17 protein-coding genes are annotated in these 14,807 nt (G+C 67.0%); 8 read left to right on the forward strand and 9 right to left on the reverse strand.

The features are described from left to right. The first annotated feature begins 1 nt into the window (after position 1). Positions 2-1,102, forward strand: a complete 1,101-nt coding sequence (locus tag AArcSl_RS07820; RefSeq protein WP_119817348.1) for a pyridoxal phosphate-dependent aminotransferase — start codon at positions 2-4, stop codon at positions 1,100-1,102. A 27-nt stretch (positions 1,103-1,129) separates the two neighbouring features. Here the strand turns inward: AArcSl_RS07820 and AArcSl_RS07825 are convergent, their stop codons facing one another. Continuing rightward, positions 1,130-1,450 carry a hypothetical protein gene (locus AArcSl_RS07825; RefSeq protein ID WP_119817351.1) on the reverse strand — a complete coding sequence of 107 codons (321 nt, stop codon included), beginning with the start codon at positions 1,448-1,450 and terminating at the stop codon, positions 1,130-1,132. Between the two features lie 126 nt (positions 1,451-1,576). Between AArcSl_RS07825 and AArcSl_RS07830 the strand changes: the two genes are divergently transcribed. Then, positions 1,577-1,945, forward strand: coding sequence for an Hsp20/alpha crystallin family protein (locus AArcSl_RS07830; protein WP_119817354.1), 369 nt, complete (start codon positions 1,577-1,579; stop codon positions 1,943-1,945). Positions 1,946-2,036: 91 nt separating this feature from the next. Here the strand turns inward: AArcSl_RS07830 and AArcSl_RS07835 are convergent, their stop codons facing one another. Further along, complete coding sequence (locus AArcSl_RS07835; RefSeq protein ID WP_119817357.1) at positions 2,037-2,897, reverse strand: ATP-grasp domain-containing protein; 861 nt, start codon at positions 2,895-2,897, stop codon at positions 2,037-2,039. A gap of 59 nt (positions 2,898-2,956) precedes the next feature. Here AArcSl_RS07835 and AArcSl_RS07840 point away from each other — a divergent pair, with 59 nt between their 5' ends. Further along, the gene (locus tag AArcSl_RS07840) at positions 2,957-3,340 is read left to right on the forward strand and encodes a tautomerase family protein (RefSeq protein WP_119817360.1); all 384 of its coding nucleotides are present in this window, start codon (positions 2,957-2,959) and stop codon (positions 3,338-3,340) included. 62 nt (positions 3,341-3,402) lie between these two features. On the opposite strand, the gene AArcSl_RS07845 is transcribed toward AArcSl_RS07840, so the two are convergent. After that, positions 3,403-3,933, reverse strand: coding sequence for a 50S ribosomal protein L16 (locus tag AArcSl_RS07845; RefSeq protein ID WP_119817363.1), 531 nt, complete (start codon positions 3,931-3,933; stop codon positions 3,403-3,405). Between the two features lie 120 nt (positions 3,934-4,053). Then, positions 4,054-4,980, reverse strand: coding sequence for a ribonuclease Z (gene rnz / locus AArcSl_RS07850; RefSeq protein ID WP_119821820.1), 927 nt, complete (start codon positions 4,978-4,980; stop codon positions 4,054-4,056). 97 nt (positions 4,981-5,077) lie between these two features. Here rnz and AArcSl_RS07855 point away from each other — a divergent pair, with 97 nt between their 5' ends. From AArcSl_RS07855 to AArcSl_RS07875, 5 genes are all read left to right on the forward strand, one after another. Further along, a complete protein-coding gene (locus tag AArcSl_RS07855; protein WP_119817365.1) occupies positions 5,078-6,124 on the forward strand; it encodes an AAA family ATPase in 1,047 nt (348 codons plus the stop codon). Then, positions 6,121-6,765 carry a protein sorting system archaetidylserine decarboxylase gene (locus AArcSl_RS07860; RefSeq protein WP_193588512.1) on the forward strand — a complete coding sequence of 215 codons (645 nt, stop codon included), beginning with the start codon at positions 6,121-6,123 and terminating at the stop codon, positions 6,763-6,765. The genes AArcSl_RS07855 and AArcSl_RS07860 overlap by 4 nt, the downstream gene beginning before the upstream one ends. Positions 6,766-6,834: 69 nt before the next feature. Further along, positions 6,835-7,056, forward strand: a complete 222-nt coding sequence (locus AArcSl_RS07865; protein ID WP_119817368.1) for a hypothetical protein — start codon at positions 6,835-6,837, stop codon at positions 7,054-7,056. Between the two features lie 86 nt (positions 7,057-7,142). Then, positions 7,143-7,463, forward strand: a complete 321-nt coding sequence (locus AArcSl_RS07870) for a DUF7091 family protein (RefSeq protein ID WP_119817371.1) — start codon at positions 7,143-7,145, stop codon at positions 7,461-7,463. Positions 7,464-7,618: 155 nt separating this feature from the next. Further along, the gene (locus AArcSl_RS07875) at positions 7,619-8,083 is read left to right on the forward strand and encodes a type IV pilin N-terminal domain-containing protein (RefSeq protein WP_161945922.1); all 465 of its coding nucleotides are present in this window, start codon (positions 7,619-7,621) and stop codon (positions 8,081-8,083) included. A 51-nt stretch (positions 8,084-8,134) separates the two neighbouring features. On the opposite strand, the gene AArcSl_RS07880 is transcribed toward AArcSl_RS07875, so the two are convergent. The 5 genes from AArcSl_RS07880 to mutL form a co-directional block, all read right to left on the reverse strand. Further along, the gene (locus AArcSl_RS07880) at positions 8,135-10,270 is read right to left on the reverse strand and encodes a S9 family peptidase (protein ID WP_119817377.1); all 2,136 of its coding nucleotides are present in this window, start codon (positions 10,268-10,270) and stop codon (positions 8,135-8,137) included. Positions 10,271-10,369: 99 nt separating this feature from the next. Further along, positions 10,370-11,545, reverse strand: a complete 1,176-nt coding sequence (locus AArcSl_RS07885; RefSeq protein ID WP_394337319.1) for a DUF7118 family protein — start codon at positions 11,543-11,545, stop codon at positions 10,370-10,372. Between the two features lies 1 nt (position 11,546). After that, a complete protein-coding gene (gene hisI, locus AArcSl_RS07890; RefSeq protein ID WP_119817380.1) occupies positions 11,547-11,939 on the reverse strand; it encodes a phosphoribosyl-AMP cyclohydrolase in 393 nt (130 codons plus the stop codon). Between the two features lie 74 nt (positions 11,940-12,013). Next, positions 12,014-12,328: a hypothetical protein gene (locus AArcSl_RS07895; protein ID WP_119817383.1), complete on the reverse strand. Its 315-nt coding sequence runs from the start codon at positions 12,326-12,328 to the stop codon at positions 12,014-12,016. Positions 12,329-12,409: 81 nt separating this feature from the next. Continuing rightward, entirely contained in the window at positions 12,410-14,701 is a 2,292-nt protein-coding gene (gene mutL / locus AArcSl_RS07900; RefSeq protein WP_119817386.1) for a DNA mismatch repair endonuclease MutL, read from the reverse strand. Positions 14,702-14,807 lie beyond the last annotated feature (106 nt).

The following is a 14,807-nucleotide window of genomic DNA, read 5'->3' on the forward strand; positions in this document are numbered from 1 at the left end:
TATGGAGTATCAGGAGCCGCAGTTCTTCGCGGTCATGCAGTACGCGTCGCGGGCGGCGGGCGACGTCATCGACATGGTGTCGGGCAATCCGGACTGGGAGCCGCCGGCGGCGCTCCGGGAGGGACTCCGGGAGTACGCCGACGCCAGCCCCGACGAGTTCCAGTACCCGCCCAGCGAGGGGCTGCGGGAGTTGCGCGAGGAGATCGCCGCCAGACGGAACGTCGACGTCTCGCAGGTCGTCGTCACCAACGGCGCCGGCGAGGCGAACTACCTCGGGATGGCGAGTGCCCTCGACCGGGACACCGGCTCGGGCGTCGTGCTCGTAGATCCCGTCTACCCGTACTACCCGGGGAAAGCCGATATGCTCGGCGGGGAGCCCGAGTTGGTTCCGTCCCGGCGGGACGGGTCGCTGGACGTCGAGGCGATGGTCGGGGCGATCGACGACGACACCGCCTGCGTCGTGCTCAACACGCCGAACAACCCGACCGGCGCAGTGTACGACATCGACGCCGTCCGACGGGTGATCGAAACCGCGGAGGAACACGACGCGGTGGTCGTCGTCGACGAGGTGTACGACCACTTCGACTTCGGGGGCGACTTCGAGAGCGCCCTCGCGATCGACTCGCCACACCGGATCGTCACCAGCGCGTTCTCGAAGTCGATGGCGATTACCGGCCTCCGGGTCGGGTACGCGATCCTGCCGGAGGCGCTCGTTGGCGGGGCGAAGACCCGCCACATGCTGGTAAACGTGGCGACGAGCCGGCCCGCACAGGCGGCGGTCGTGCATGCACTCCAGGAGACGGAGCCGGAGTACTACGAGCGTACACGCCGATTGCTCTCCGAGCGCATCGACGCCTTTACCGACGCGCTCGACGCCGCCGGCGCAGCCTACACCACCCCCGAGGGGTCGTTTTACGTGCTCGCCCGGTTCGACGGCTTCCCGGGGACGATGGAGAACGTCCAGCGCCTGATCGACGAGGCCGGCGTCGCCGGCATGCCCGGCGAGACGTTCGGTTCGGCGCGGGAAGACTGGATTCGGTTCGCGCTCGTCACGCCCAGGGCGACCGAAGGCGCAAACCGGCTCGCGGAGTACTTCGAGTGACGGGAACGCGGACGCAGAACGAACCAGCTATTCTGCGGTGTCCGGAAGCTCGTACTCCTCGGGCGCGGGGACGTACAGGACGTCGATGGTGAAACCGAGCGCCATCGGCAGCGCGATCATCACCGACAGCGCGACCGCGGGCGACCCCATGTCGAACCCGATGCCGAGCGGACCGGTGAACAGAAGCGTCGAGACAAACAGGGGAAACGGCGGCAACAGCACCGAGTACACGAGCCAGCCGCCAGTGGTGTTCAGGCGGAGCCGGAAAAACCGCATCATGATCGCCGACGCGAGGGTGTGGAGCCCGAGCACCGCAAGCAGCAGGAGGAGGCTCACGACCGAAACCATACCCGCCGTACGGCCGCGATGCTTTTCTCCCTGTCGGAGCGCGTTCGGCGTCTCGAGGGTCGGCGGCGTCCGGCCGGTACCGCCGAGAAGCGAACCCTTATGGGTGAAAACACCCTACCTTGACGTATGAGAAGGGACGACCGCGACGACCCGTTCGGCGACATTTTCGACGAGATCGAACGGATGATGAACGAGGTGACCGGCGGTGGCGACGACCCTGGCTTCGGGACGGAAACACACGTCGACGTGTACACCGAGGAGGACGGCGTCCGGCTGGTCGCAGACCTCCCCGGCGTCTCGAAGGAGGACATCAACCTCCAGTGTGACGGGGAGATTCTCACCATCAGCGCCGCCAGCACGCGCCGGGAGTACGACGAACGGATCCGGCTCCCCGTCCGGGTGGACGAACACTCCGCGAGCGCCCGGTTCAACAACGGCGTCCTCGAGGTGGAGTTCGACCGGGCCGACGACTCCGCGTCGATCGACCTGAACTAGCTGCTGCTCGTTTTCGTTCCACCGTCCCGGGTTCGTTCCACCGTCCCGGGTTCGTAGGGCAGTCACGAGGATCGTCTGCACGTCCAGTCCCTTACTCGTCTGCGACGTCCCGAATCAGTACCGCGAGTCGGTCGTAAAACCCAGGATCGTACTTCTCGGCGTCGTCGACGGTGGGACGTGCGTTCGTCTCGTTGACGACCCACCTGTCGTCGGTCCGAAGCAGGTCTACGCCGAGATAGCGGATTCCGAGTGTCCCTGCCGCATTCCGGGCGAGTTGGCGGGCCCGCTCCGGGAGATCGACACCGACTGCCTCGCCGCCGCGGTGGACGTTGTGTTTCCATCGCCCGGCATCCCGCCCGGAAGACGGTAGTTGGCGCTCGACAGCGCCGACGACGTCGCCGTCGAGGACCATCGCCCGGTAGTCTCTCGCCCCCGGGAGAAACTCCTGGATCAGGTAGGACCGATCGTCGGTCGCCGGGAACTCGTGGATGAGATTCAGATAGTCCAGAACGCCCGCAAGCGAGTCGGGATCTTCGACGCGAACGATCCCTTCGCCACGGGTCGTCGAGTTGGGCTTGACCACGAGGGGAAAGCCGATCTCCCGGGCGGCGTCGACGACGGCGTCTCTGTCTGCCGGGTTCGAAACGTATCGCGTCTCCGGGATCGGGAGTCCAGCGTCGGCGAGTCTGGCGTACACTTCGGCTTTGTTCCGCGAGGTCGAAACCACATCCCTGTCGTTCACCCACGGGACGGACAGCGACGCGTCGATCACCCCACCTTCCGAGAGCCTGGAGGGATACACGAATCCGACGTCGAACGTCCCGGTCCTGAAAGGAAGGCGAACGACGTCCCCCTCGATGGACACGTAACCGAGTTCGATTCCTCGCTCCTCCAGCGGAGTACCGATCCGCTCATAGGTCTCCTCTTTCGTGGACATCGCCAGCCGGAGCATTCCATTTCCTGTGGTGGGCCGTCCGTATTAACAGTTCTCGCCGCGTAGCCACGGTGGAAATGCCCTTGCTTTCGATCACGACGAACAAACGGATCGATCCCGACGCGAAACAGTTGTTCTCGGCGTCGCTTGCCGAAACCTACGCCGAGGTGATGGACAGCGAAACCGGATACCTGGCGGTGAAACACGATTCGGTCGACCGTGGAGATCTCTGGCTCGGACGCGCAGGTGGATCCAAGGGAGACGTGGTCCTCCTCGAGGCCGACGTTCGAGCGGGGCGGTCGGTCGAACGGCGGCGCGCGTTCGTACTCGAGTTCATCGAGACGGTACACGAGAAGTGGGACGTCCCTGCCTCGAACGTGAAGGTAGTCTTCACCGAACACGACGGGACCCACATGATGGGACACGACCGCGTCGGCGGCGACTGGAAACCCGAAGGGTAACGCCTAGAAGGGGGTACCGCCTCGGAGAAGCCGATTCGAAAATCAGGTAGCGACCACGAAAATTACGCGACGAGCAGCTTCTCGCCCTTCTCGACGACGATCCGGCAGGGCGGGGAGATCTTGTTGTACGCGCGCCGGAACGCCTCCTTTACGGTGTCGGCGTCCTCGGGGTGGCAGTAGGCGGTAAACACCGGCTCGTCGGCGCCGATACGGGCGGCGGTGCCGACAGGCTTGCCGAACGACTGGCGCATCCCGTCGGAGACGCGGTCCGCGCCCGCGCCGGTCGCCTGCTTGTTCTCCCGGATCACGTGGTGGGGGAACTTCCGGAGCACCATCTTGTAGTTCTCCTGGTCGATCTCCTGCAGCAGGTGGCGGTTGGCCGACAGGCGGGCCGACTCGAGGGCGCCGTGACGGAGCTGGACCTCCTCTTCGACCCGGAGGCTGATATGGATCGGGTAGTCATCCGGATCCGACTGCAGGTTGCCCATGTTGTGCTGTGCGATCTTCGATCCCGGGACCCCAGTGACGTACTCCCGACGGGTGTACGCCGGTTTGCTGATCTCCCGGTACATGGAGGCGGGTTTGTCTGACATGGTTACTTGCCCGGAGAATCGCTCGTGGCGCGAATAAACCCTTCGAAAGCCCGAAGCGGGGGGTGTGGCGACGTGATACCGACTTGCGCCGGTCGGCTGTCCCCCGCCGAACGGAGCGCGTCACGCGTCGGGATAGGGGATCTCGATGCGCCGGCCGTCGTCCGGGACGAACGCGTTCTCGAATATCGACCGCGCTTCGCGCTCGATCGGCGAGGGGTCCCCGGCATACCGCGATGAGATGTGCACGAGCGCGAGCCGCTTTGCGCCCGCCAGGTCGGCGATCCGGGCGGCCTCCCTCCCCGTCGAGTGGGCGGTCTCGCGGGCCCGGTCGGCGTAGTCGGAGGCGAACGTCGCGTCGTGAACGAGCAGGTCGGCGTTCTCGGCAGCCTCGACCGTCTCGTCGACCGGTCGGGTGTCGCCGGTGTAGACGAACCGCCGCCCAGGGCGGGGCTCGCCGACCACCTGCTCCGGCTGGATGACCCGTCCGTCGTCGAGTTCGACGGGATCCCCCTCGTGCAGCCGGCCGTACGCCGGTCCCGGCGGGATTCCGAGCTCCTCTTCGGCCTTCTGCCGGTCGAACTTGCCCGGCCGGTCGTCCTCGATCAGGGCGTACCCTTGCGCTCTAGTGCGGTGGTTCGTCCGGAACGCGCGAACCTCGTACTCCGCGGCGCGCAAGGCGACGTTTCCCGGGGATACCTCGTTTACCCGGATCGGGAATCCGGGGTCGTGGCCGCCGGTGCGCAAAAGCGACTTCACGTGGTTGCGGGTGCCGGGCGGGCAGTGGATCGTAAGCGACTCCGACCGGTCGTTGAAGTCCCACGTCTGGACCAGCCCGGGGAGACCGAGGATGTGATCGCCGTGGAGGTGAGTGAAAAAGACGTGCGAGACCGAAAACCCGGTGCCGAACCGCATCATCTGCCGCTGGGTTCCCTCGCCGCAGTCGAACAGCAGCCGGTCGCCCTCGCGGTTGGCCAGGATCGCGCTCGGGCCCCGTTCCGTCGTCGGGACGGCGCCGCCAGTCCCGAGGAACGTCACACGGAAAGACATGAACGTCACTCCGTGGGCGTCTTTTAAACCGGTGTCGGATCCGTCAGACCACATCGAATCGACCGATTGATATCCGTCGGACGGCAAAAACCAGCCGATGGACGGCCCGCTGTGGACCGAACGGCACGCCCCGACGCTCGAGGAGCTCCCCCAGAGTGAGGCCCGCGAGAAGCTCACTCGGGCGGTCGACGAGCCGATGAACCTGATCGTACAGGGGCCACGCGGGGTCGGGAAGACCGCGGCGGTGCGGGCGCTGGCCCGCCGCACCCACGAGGACCCCGACGCCGACCTCATCGAGATCAACGTCGCGGATTTCTTCTCCCGGAGCAAAAAACAGATCCGCGAGGACCCTCGGTTCGCGTCGTTCCTGACGGGTCGCTCCCGGATGGCGAAACGGGACATGATAAACCACGTGCTCAAGGAATCGGCGAGCCACGCCCCCGTTTCGGGATCGTTCAAGACGATTTCGCTGGACAACGCCGAGGAGATCCGCGAGGACTTCCAGCAGGCGCTGCGCCGGGTGATGGAGAAACACCACCGGACGACCCAGTTCGTCATCACGACCCGCCAGCCAACGAAGCTGATCCCGCCGATCAGGTCGCGGTGTTTCCCGATCCGCCTGCGCGCCCCCACGGCCGAAGAGACGATGGACGTGCTCGCCCGGATCTGCGAGGCCGAGGAGATCCCGTACGACGACGACGGCCTGGAGTTCGTCGCGAGCGCTGCCGGCGGGAACCTCCGTCGGGCGGTGTTGAGCGCGCAGGCGACCGCCGTCGCACAGGGGGAGCTGACGATGACCGCCGCCTACGAGGCGCTCGGCGAGGTCGGCGACGACGAGGCGGTCCGGACGGCGCTGGCGGCCGCAAAGGAAGGCGACCTCTCGACGACCAGATCCGAACTCGACGACCTGCTCGACGAGGGGTACGGCGGCCAGGAACTGCTCCGGGAGCTGTTGCGGGTGGCCCGGTCGGGGTCGAACTACGGCGGCCGGGAACTGGCCCGCCTCCACCGGCTCGCCGGCGACGCCGACCGCGACATCGCGGAGGGAACTGACGACCTGGTGCATCTCACCCACCTGCTTGCGGCGTGGGGACAGGGCCGAGAGTCGCTGGATCCGCCGCCGATCGGCGCCGAGGGACCATGACCGTCCCGGACTGGCTCCAGGCGGACCGCCTTCCCCGCGTGGCGGTGGCCCCCGGTGCGTGGCGGTACGCCGTCCCGCTGTTTGCACTCGGTCTCCTACTACCGACGGCACCATTGCTCGCAGTCGTGGGACTGGCGGGGGGCGTCGCTGTGCTGTGGTTCCACCGCGATCCACCCCGGGATCCGCCGGGGGGCGGGTTCGTCTCGCCGGCCGACGGCCGGGTGTCGGTGCTCCGGACCGAGGGCGATCGGGTCCGCGTGGGGGTGTTCCTCAACGTCACCGATGTCCACGTCTGTCGGGCGCCGGCCGAAGGCGTCGTCGAGGCTCTCGAGCATCGTGCCGGCGCCCACCGTCCCGCGTTTTCGAAGGGTTCCGAGCGGAACGAGCGCGTCGACGTCGACTGCGGGGACTACGAAGTAAGTCTCATCGCGGGCGCGTTTGCCCGCCGGATCCACCCGTACGTCGAGTCGGGCGATCGGCTTCGCCGGGGCGAACGCGTCGGCCACGTCTCTTTCGGCTCGCGTGCGGACGTGTTGCTTCCGCCGGAGGTCGATCGCGAGGACGTCCGGGTTCGGAAGGGTGACCGAGTTCGCGCCGGCGAGACGGTGATCGCGCCGGGCCCTGCATCGAAGCCTTTATAAGCAGACTTCAGTGGTTGAGAAGTCGACAAAGCTTTATCTTACAGCCGGACGGAACCGAAGTTACCGCCTATGGATCCGGAAACACTCCAGTCGAAGATCGAAGAGAGCGGCGAAGTGATGGTCAACGTCGAAGAGTTCGAGGTTCCACTCGAGTTGCACATTCACGACACGACGTTCGACGGGAGCCAGGTGACCCTCGAACTGGCTGACGGAGAGCTCATCTTCGACACCGACGACGTGACGGGCTACTGGAAGCACTACCACAGCCTGGCCGATTACGGCCTCGAATAGTCGGAACCGCGTTCCGACCGCCGACGCGGCGTTTTCTTCGGAGCCGTCATCCACTCTTATAAGTTCGGCCAGCCGCAAGACCATGTATGGACGAGCGGTGGAAACACGTGCTCAGACAGCGCATCCGGGAGATCGGCCGCCGCTACGAGGAGGCAAAACACGCCTACTGGGAGGGAAGAGAGGAGGTCGAAGGGGAACGCGACCGGTCCGGCGCCCCCCGGTACGATCTGCCGACAGACGAGGACGGTAACGCACGGCTGGTCTGTCGTCGGTACGCCGAACGGCGGCCGGTCCCCGTCGACCGCCAGGGCCGGCCGGCGTGTTTCGAACCCGATCACCCGGACTGTGAAGGGTGTCGAGAGGACATCCAGGACGGGACCGTAGAGACCTACGACGACCACTTGTGAGGGGGCTCGTTGCCGGTGTGACGGACCTTCTGCCACGAAAATCTGCAATCGCTGACACCTGGGTCGGCGGCTTTTTGTCTTCAGACTTTCAATTCCGACCGAACAGCGTACCGAACTCGAACCGACCCAACACTGAACAACGAAAAGGGATCGAATTGACCACAGCCGACCCACGCACCGACGGAACGAACCGGTCCAGCGAGTCGACAGACCGGGCACAGTCCGAGGTGATCGGGAGCATCCTCGTGGTCGCGCTCGTGGTGATCCTCGTCTCGACGGTCGGCCTCGCCGGGCTCGCGGCGATCGGGACGTTCGCTCCCCCAGAACCCGCCGCTAGCGTCGGACTCGACGGCGACGTCGATGAGGATGGTAATCTGACGCTCGTCGTCACTCACGAGGGCGGCGACCCGCTGGACCCCGGCGAAATCGTGGTACTCCTCGGCGAAGGCGAGGAGCGCCAAAGCCTCGATTTTTATACTGAAACCGGCGACGACTCCACGTTTCGCCCTGGTGAGCGACGGGAGCTGACCGCCGAATCGTTCGAGGGGCAGGTCCGGGTGTTGGTGATTCACGCACCGAGCGGCAGAACACTCGGTGAAGGAACAATCACGGCTCGGTGAAGGGCCATCGCGGGTCCGGATTCCCAGTGAGACGTCGGTTTGATCCCTTTACTACTCGTCGTCTTCCTCGCCTGCATCCGCCGCCGAGAGCCCATCGTCGCCCCGTTCGAGTGCCTTCGGGACGTCGTGGTACTCGGAGTAGCCGTCGAACCACCGCGCGATACGTTCGATCCGGTCGACGACGTGGCCGGGTTCGCCCGACCGGGAGAGTTCGTGGCCCTCACGCGGATAGCGGACGAACCGGGTCTCGACGTCGTTCTTTTTGAGGATCCGGTAGAACAGTTCGGCGTCCGAGATCGGCGTACGGTAGTCGTCCTCGCTGTGGATGAGGAGGGTCGGTGTCTCCACCTCGTGAGCGTGGCCGGCGGGCGACTGCTCCCAGAGGAACTCGGGCTCCTCCCAGGGCGTCGTGTCGAAGTCGCCCTCCACGAGCTTGTACGCCCCGTCCGTCGAGCCGTAAAAGCCCGTGAGGTGATAGACGCCGCGCTGTGAGACCGCCGCCCGGAAGTAGTCGGTGTTGCCGACCGTCCAGCCGGTCATATACCCGCCGAAGGAGCCACCGGTGAGGAAAACCTGCGACTCGTCGACGTACTCGCGGTCGGCGACCTCACGAACGCCGGCCATCACGTCTGTCACCGTCACCTCGCCCCAGTTTCGCTTGATCGCCCCCATATATTCCTCGCCGTAGCCGGACGAGCCGCGGGGGTTCGACCAGAAGACGACGTACCCCCGGGCCGCGAGCGTCTGGAACTCGTGCCACATCGTCCCGCTGGTCGACCACATCGCGTGGGGGCCGCCGTGGATCTCGACGATCAGGGGATAGGAACCCTCGGGATCGAAACCGGGCGGCGTCAGCACCCACCCCTCGACGGGACCCTGTTCCGACTCGAACGCAAGGGGTTCGGGTTCCCCGACGTGAACCGAATCGAGGTACGCTCCGTTCAGCGAGGTGAGACGGACGAGTTCCTCTGCGCTTCCGTCCGGGGAGACGAACACGTCGCCGGGGTGATCCCACTGAGACATCGCGACCGCGACGGTGACGTCATCCCCGTGGGTGTCATCCTCGTGCGGAACGCCGACGTCCATCCCCGCGACAGCCCCCTCGCGGACGAGTCGCTCGGGGTCGTCGCCCCCGTCACCCGGAACCGCCCACACCGACGTCTTCCCCTCGTCGGGCGTGGTGAAATACAGTCGCTCCTCGTCGGGACCCCACCGGGGGGCGGCCTCGTAGCCGAGCGTCCGGTCCAGCCCGGCGGTGACGTCCGTCACCTCGACGTCGGACGGGTCGTCCGTCCCGGCGGCCTGACCGGCGTCGATCACGTGGAGGTCTGCCTGCTGGAGTGACGCCTGTTCGGCCTCGACGTGGACGAACGCGACCGAACCGTCCGTCGTCGCCGCGAGCCCGGTCTCCCAGCCGGTCGTGCGGTGGAGTCGCTCGACCTCCTCGGCGTCGGTGTCGTACGCCAAGATTCCGTACTCCAGCGAGTCGTCGGGATCCTCGCCGACCGACTGCGTGAAATACAGCGTCGATTCGTCGCCCCACGCCGGCCCGTTGAAGTCGGCGTCGCCCTCGATCGTCGGGGAGATCGGCGTGATCGACTCCGCTGCCTCGTCCCCGTCGTCTCCCTCCTCTTGTTCGACATCGAGATCGAGGACGTACACGTGCGACCGGCGCCCGTCGAAATACTGCTGCATCGACCGGTAGACGGTCCGGTCGATCACCCGGGGATCGGGATCGTCGGGGTCGTACTCCTCGTCGACTCCTCGATCCCGCCCCTCCGTTCGATCTTCCTCGGTCACCGACTGGACGAGCGCGATCCGACTTCCGTCGGGGGACCAGTCGATCGAGCTCACGCCGCCGACGACGTCGGTCACCTGGCGAGCCTCGCCGCCGTCGACGGGCAACACCCACAGCTGCTGTCTGTCGTCGTCGGCCCCGCGGGTGGAAGTGAACGCCAGCCGGTCGCCGTCCGGGCTCCACCGCGGCTCGGCGTCGACGCCCTCCGCGAGCGTGAACCGCCGGGCGGGAGCGGAACCGTCGGTCGGGACGACGTACACCGTCGCCTCGATGTCCTCCTCGTCGTCGGGAACCGTTCGAACGAACGCGACGCGGTCACCGTCCGGCGAGAGTCGGGGATCTGTCGGTTTGGCGATGTCGTGGTAGTCGCTCGCCTGAATCCGCTGCATACCCCCGTCTCGGCCGGCGACGGCAAGAACGTTCGGAAGCCGGAAGCGGTCCCGATTCCGTGTTCGGGTGCGAGATCGATGCGCCGGTTCCGCCGTCAGTCACCGGTCCGTCTCGGATAGCACCGCCGCCACGAGCTCGCGGGTCTCGCGTGCCGCCGCGAGTCGGTCGTCGATCTCCCCGCTCGCGAGCAGTGTTAGTTCCTCCTCGGACAGTTCCTCGCGGGCCATGGCGGCCCGACGGAGCTCGGCGTACTCGTCCTCGCGGGTGAGCGACCGAATCTCCCGGAGGTGGACCACCGGCTCCTCGGCGTCGAGCCTGGAGACCACCGGGATCAGCTCCTTGATCCGGTACCGCAGTTCGTCGGCCGGCGCAGGGGGCCACTCGACTGTAAGCGGCTCCGCATCGATTCGATCGAGGTACGTCCGGTGGACCGCGACGGTCGTCCGGAGCGCCCCGGGATCGTCGACGTAGTGCTCCAGCTTCGAGGGGGAGTAATCGACGTACTCCAACAGCGTGGGGAGCGGTTCCTCCCCGGCCTCCGCCTCCTCGACGTACTCGCTGAGCTCCCGCGGCGGCTGGTCGAGTTCGACCAGCGGGTACCGCTCGGTGCGTTCGATAAACTCGAACAGTTCCCGCGTACTGGCCTCCCGTTTGAACGACTCGAACGCCGCGTGCACGGCGTCGTTGTACGCCTCGACCGGCTCCCGGAGACGGTCGACCGACGCGTCGGGATCGACGTCGGCGAACTCGGTAACCGCCTCCAGTTCCGCGATCCGTTCCGAAAGCGCCGACAGCGCCTCGTTGGCGTTGCGCCTGGCCCGGCGGTAGGCGTCGACGGCGTCGTCGCGCTCCTCGAGCAGTTCGACGTACTCGCCCGGAGTTTCCAGGGCTTCCCGGGCGGCTTCGAAGTCGGACTCCGAGAGCCGGCGCTTGTCGACAGCCTCCCTGGCAGCCTCGAAGGCCTCCGCCGCGAGCGCGTCGTCGTCGACGTCCACGGCCGCCGAAAACTTGCTTTCGAACGTGAGGTACGCCCCGAAATCGCCGGTGCCGGTGGCGTCCTCCTCGTAGCTGTCGAGCACCCGGTGTGCACGGCGGTAGGCGTCGGCGGCCGCCTCGACGCGCTCGTTTCCGAGGTCGTCGATGCGACGTTCGATCGCCCGGAGCTCGTCGTATCGCTCCCGGAGCGCGGCGGCCGCCTCGCCGGCCCGATCGAGGATCGACGCGGCCGATCCGGAGGCCTCCGCTCCGCTGACAGTTCCGGTTCCGTCCGCCACCTCAGTACACCTCGTCGGGATCGAAGACGCGTTCGCCGACGTGTTCGCCGTCGACCGTCCGGTAGAAACACGAGCGGTGCCCGGTGTGACACGCGCCGCCCTCCTGTTCGACGAGATACAGGAGGGTGTCGGCGTCGCAGTCCACCCGGACCTCGACGATCCGCTGTAGGTGACCGGAACTGGTGCCTTTCTTCCACAGCTCCTCGCGCGATCTGGAGTAGTAGTGTGCGAACCCGGTCTCGCGGGTGCGCTCCAGCGCCTCCGGCGTGACGTACGCGAGCATGAGCACCGTCCCCGAGTCGGCGTCCTGGGCCACGGCCGGGACGAGGCCGTCCTCGCCGAAGTCGACGGCGACGTCGGAAGCGGCCCCGGCGTCGTCGGTGTCGTGAGTCATGATCGGGTCAACGCGACCCCGGCGAATAGGCCTTTTGTGTGGGACTGGAGTCGACCGGCGACGCGGTCGGCCAGCTAGTCGTAGCTGAGGTTCGTGAGCCGGTAGTGGTTCGTCGCGTGGTTCCGGATCACCACGAGATAGTAGGAGTCCTCGAGCCGCTTTAGCTCGATATCGAATTCGCCGGGATTTCCCGGGTTCAGCGACGCAGACGAGTCGTCGAGGGCGAACGAAAACGTCCCCGGATTGCCCCGAACCCGGCTCGATTTTCTCGCCTTCGCGTGGATGAGTTCCCCGTTCTGTTTCACGTCGAGCGCCCCGGTGAGCTCCCAGGTGTTGTCGCGGTACCGGACGGATTCGCCCTCGAGTTCGGGCTTTTCGATCTCGACCATGGTCGTGCCGACGCAGGGAGGGCCATTATCGTTTGGGTCGAAACCGGTCGAGCCGGGAGTTCCGTCCGCCACACGATAGGATCACTCCGGCCGGCGTCCGGCGTGCCCCGGATAGTCCCGCTCGAACCGATCCTCGATCTCTTCCCGGGAGAGTTCGATGACGGTCGGCCGTCCGTGCGGGCACGCGTAGGGGTTCTCACAGTCGTCCAGCGCCGAGAGCAGTTCCACGATCGAGCCGTCCGTGAGCCCGGTATTACCGGTCACGGAGGGATAACACGCGAGATCCGCGAGCAGGTCGTCGACGGCGTCGAGGACGGACTCGCCCGCCTCGCCGTCGACGCGCGCGAACCCGACCAGCACGTCACGGAGGAGTTCGGGGTCGAGTGCGACGTCGAACACCGCCGGGACCGCGCTGACTTCGACGGTACGGTCGTCGACGCGGTCGGCCTCGAATCCGAACGCAGCGAGGTGGTCGTCTACGCCCTCGGCATCGAGAAGCGTCGCCTCCCGGGCGGTGAGTTCGAGTTCGACCGGCTCGGCGAGCGCCTGGGCGGGCGGGCCGTCCGCGAACGCCTCCCGGAGCCGCTCGTAGTTGATCCGCTCGTCGGCGGCGTGCTGGTCGATCAACACGAGCCCGTCGTCGGTCTCTGCGAGCACGTAGGTGTCGAACAGTTGTCCGAGAATCGACAGCTGCGGGAGCGACTCGTAGGCTCGCTCGGCGTCGGTCGTCTCCCCCGAGAGGGTCCGCTGGCTCGTCGGCTGCGAGAGGTCGAACGCGTCATCGATGGTCCGTCGGGCGTTCTCGTCGGGGGCGATCGAGGAACTTCGTTCGCGATCCGTGATCCCTTCCGCCGCGGAGCGGTCGATCCCGTCGACCGTCCACCCCTCCTCGTCCGTCGGCGACAGGCTCCGGGTGTCCCCGGTTCCGGGGCCGTCGTCCGCGTCGGCGCTGTCTGTTGTCCCTGCGCTGTCTGTTGTCCCTGCGCTGTCTGTTGTCCCTGCGCTGTCTTCCGAACCCGCAGAACCCTCTGTGGCACCGTCGGCGTCGGCCGTCCTCACGTCCTCGGAGATGTCGTCACCGTCGATGTCGACGTCGACGTCCGACTCGACCGGCGGATCGGACGCTGTCCCGGAGGGGTCCCCTGGCCCCTCGTCGATGTCGGCCGCCGCCTGGTCGAAATCCGCGACCTCGCCGGGAGCCTCCGACGAGACTGTCCTCGTCTCCGGTGACACCGGCGTCTCGGCGGGGGACGACCGACCCCGTGGCGCCGACGACCGGAGGATGCCGTGTTCCAAAAGCGCGTCGCTGACGGCGGCTTCGACGGCCGACTGGACTGCCTCTGGCTGGTCGAAGCGGACCTCGAGCTTCCGGGGGTGGACGTTCGCGTCGACAGCCTCGGTCGGGAGTTCGACGAACAGCACGGCGAAGGGGTACCGCTCGGGGGCGAGCTGTCCCCCGTAGGCGGACAGCACCGCGTTCCGGAGGTCGCTTACGGTCACGTATCGGTCGTTGACGAACGTGGCGAGGTACTCCCGGGTCGCGCGGTTCACCTCGGGCTCGGAGACGAGCCCGTGGACGCGATCGACTGGGGTGTCGTGGTCGGCAGCGGTGGCATCGAACGAAACCTCGATCATCCCCTCGGCGACCTCCCGACCGTAGATCGACAACACTGCAGACCGGAGGTTCCCGTCCCCCGGCGTCGCGAACCGCTCGCGGTCGTCCACCTCGAGGGAGACCGCGACACCGGGGTTCGCGAGCGCGTACTGGGTGACGACAGTCCCCACGCGGTCGGTTTCGGTCGTCTCGGTAGCCAGGAACTTCTTTCGGGCAGGGGTGTTGAAAAACAGGTCCCGCACCTCGACGGTCGTTCCCTCGGGACAGCCGACCGGGGTGACCTCGCCGGCGTCGCCCCCTTCGACGGTCAGTCCGGCGCCGACCTCGGCGCCCCGTGGGCGCGACCGGACGGTGAGCCGCGAGACCGCGCCGATCGCGTGCAGCGCCTCACCCCGAAACCCGAGGGTCGCGACCCCGCCGGCGAGGTCGTCGACGTCGCCGATCTTGGAGGTTGCGTGTTCGGCGACCGCCTCGGGGAGTTGATCGCGAGGGATGCCGACGCCGTCGTCGCGCACGCGGATCGATTCGGTCCCGCCAGCCCGGATCGAGACCGAAATCCGGTCGGCGCCGGCGTCGAGGCTGTTCTCGACGAGTTCCTTCACGACGGAGGCGGGGCGCTCGACGACCTCGCCTGCGGCGATCTGCTGGACAGTTCGGTCGTCGAGCTGTCGGATCGTCGGCGGTGAGTCGGCGCCCGTCTTCGGTCCATCGGCGCCTGTCCCCGGTCCATCGGCGCCTGTCGGTGGCCCGTCAGTCATCGTCGGCGATGGGAGCCGAATCCACTTGAAGCCGTGCCCTACGAGCCGACGACCTTGCCTCCCCTGTGGATCCAGAACTCTCACGGGCCAACGTTTATTCGTCCGG

It is taken from the genome of Halalkaliarchaeum desulfuricum, from assembly GCF_002952775.1.
Taxonomy (GTDB): Archaea; Halobacteriota; Halobacteria; order Halobacteriales; family Haloferacaceae; genus Halalkaliarchaeum; species Halalkaliarchaeum desulfuricum.

Excerpts from the sequence above, each read along its gene's own strand:
- AArcSl_RS07835 (WP_119817357.1), bottom strand. The coding sequence starts at position 2,897 with ATGCTCCGGCTGGCGATGTCCACGAAAGAGGAGACCTATGAGCGGATC.
- mutL (WP_119817386.1), bottom strand. The coding sequence starts at position 14,701 with ATGACTGACGGGCCACCGACAGGCGCCGATGGACCGGGGACAGGCGCC.
- AArcSl_RS07840 (WP_119817360.1), top strand. The coding sequence starts at position 2,957 with ATGCCCTTGCTTTCGATCACGACGAACAAACGGATCGATCCCGACGCG.
- AArcSl_RS07880 (WP_119817377.1), bottom strand. The coding sequence starts at position 10,270 with ATGCAGCGGATTCAGGCGAGCGACTACCACGACATCGCCAAACCGACA.
- AArcSl_RS07870 (WP_119817371.1), top strand. The coding sequence starts at position 7,143 with ATGGACGAGCGGTGGAAACACGTGCTCAGACAGCGCATCCGGGAGATC.
- AArcSl_RS07855 (WP_119817365.1), top strand. The coding sequence starts at position 5,078 with ATGGACGGCCCGCTGTGGACCGAACGGCACGCCCCGACGCTCGAGGAG.
- AArcSl_RS07865 (WP_119817368.1), top strand. The coding sequence starts at position 6,835 with ATGGATCCGGAAACACTCCAGTCGAAGATCGAAGAGAGCGGCGAAGTG.
- AArcSl_RS07845 (WP_119817363.1), bottom strand. The coding sequence starts at position 3,933 with ATGTCAGACAAACCCGCCTCCATGTACCGGGAGATCAGCAAACCGGCG.
- AArcSl_RS07895 (WP_119817383.1), bottom strand. The coding sequence starts at position 12,328 with ATGGTCGAGATCGAAAAGCCCGAACTCGAGGGCGAATCCGTCCGGTAC.
- AArcSl_RS07860 (WP_193588512.1), top strand. The coding sequence starts at position 6,121 with ATGACCGTCCCGGACTGGCTCCAGGCGGACCGCCTTCCCCGCGTGGCG.
- AArcSl_RS07820 (WP_119817348.1), top strand. The coding sequence starts at position 2 with ATGGAGTATCAGGAGCCGCAGTTCTTCGCGGTCATGCAGTACGCGTCG.
- hisI (WP_119817380.1), bottom strand. The coding sequence starts at position 11,939 with ATGACTCACGACACCGACGACGCCGGGGCCGCTTCCGACGTCGCCGTC.
- AArcSl_RS07825 (WP_119817351.1), bottom strand. The coding sequence starts at position 1,450 with ATGGTTTCGGTCGTGAGCCTCCTCCTGCTGCTTGCGGTGCTCGGGCTC.
- rnz (WP_119821820.1), bottom strand. The coding sequence starts at position 4,980 with ATGTCTTTCCGTGTGACGTTCCTCGGGACTGGCGGCGCCGTCCCGACG.
- AArcSl_RS07830 (WP_119817354.1), top strand. The coding sequence starts at position 1,577 with ATGAGAAGGGACGACCGCGACGACCCGTTCGGCGACATTTTCGACGAG.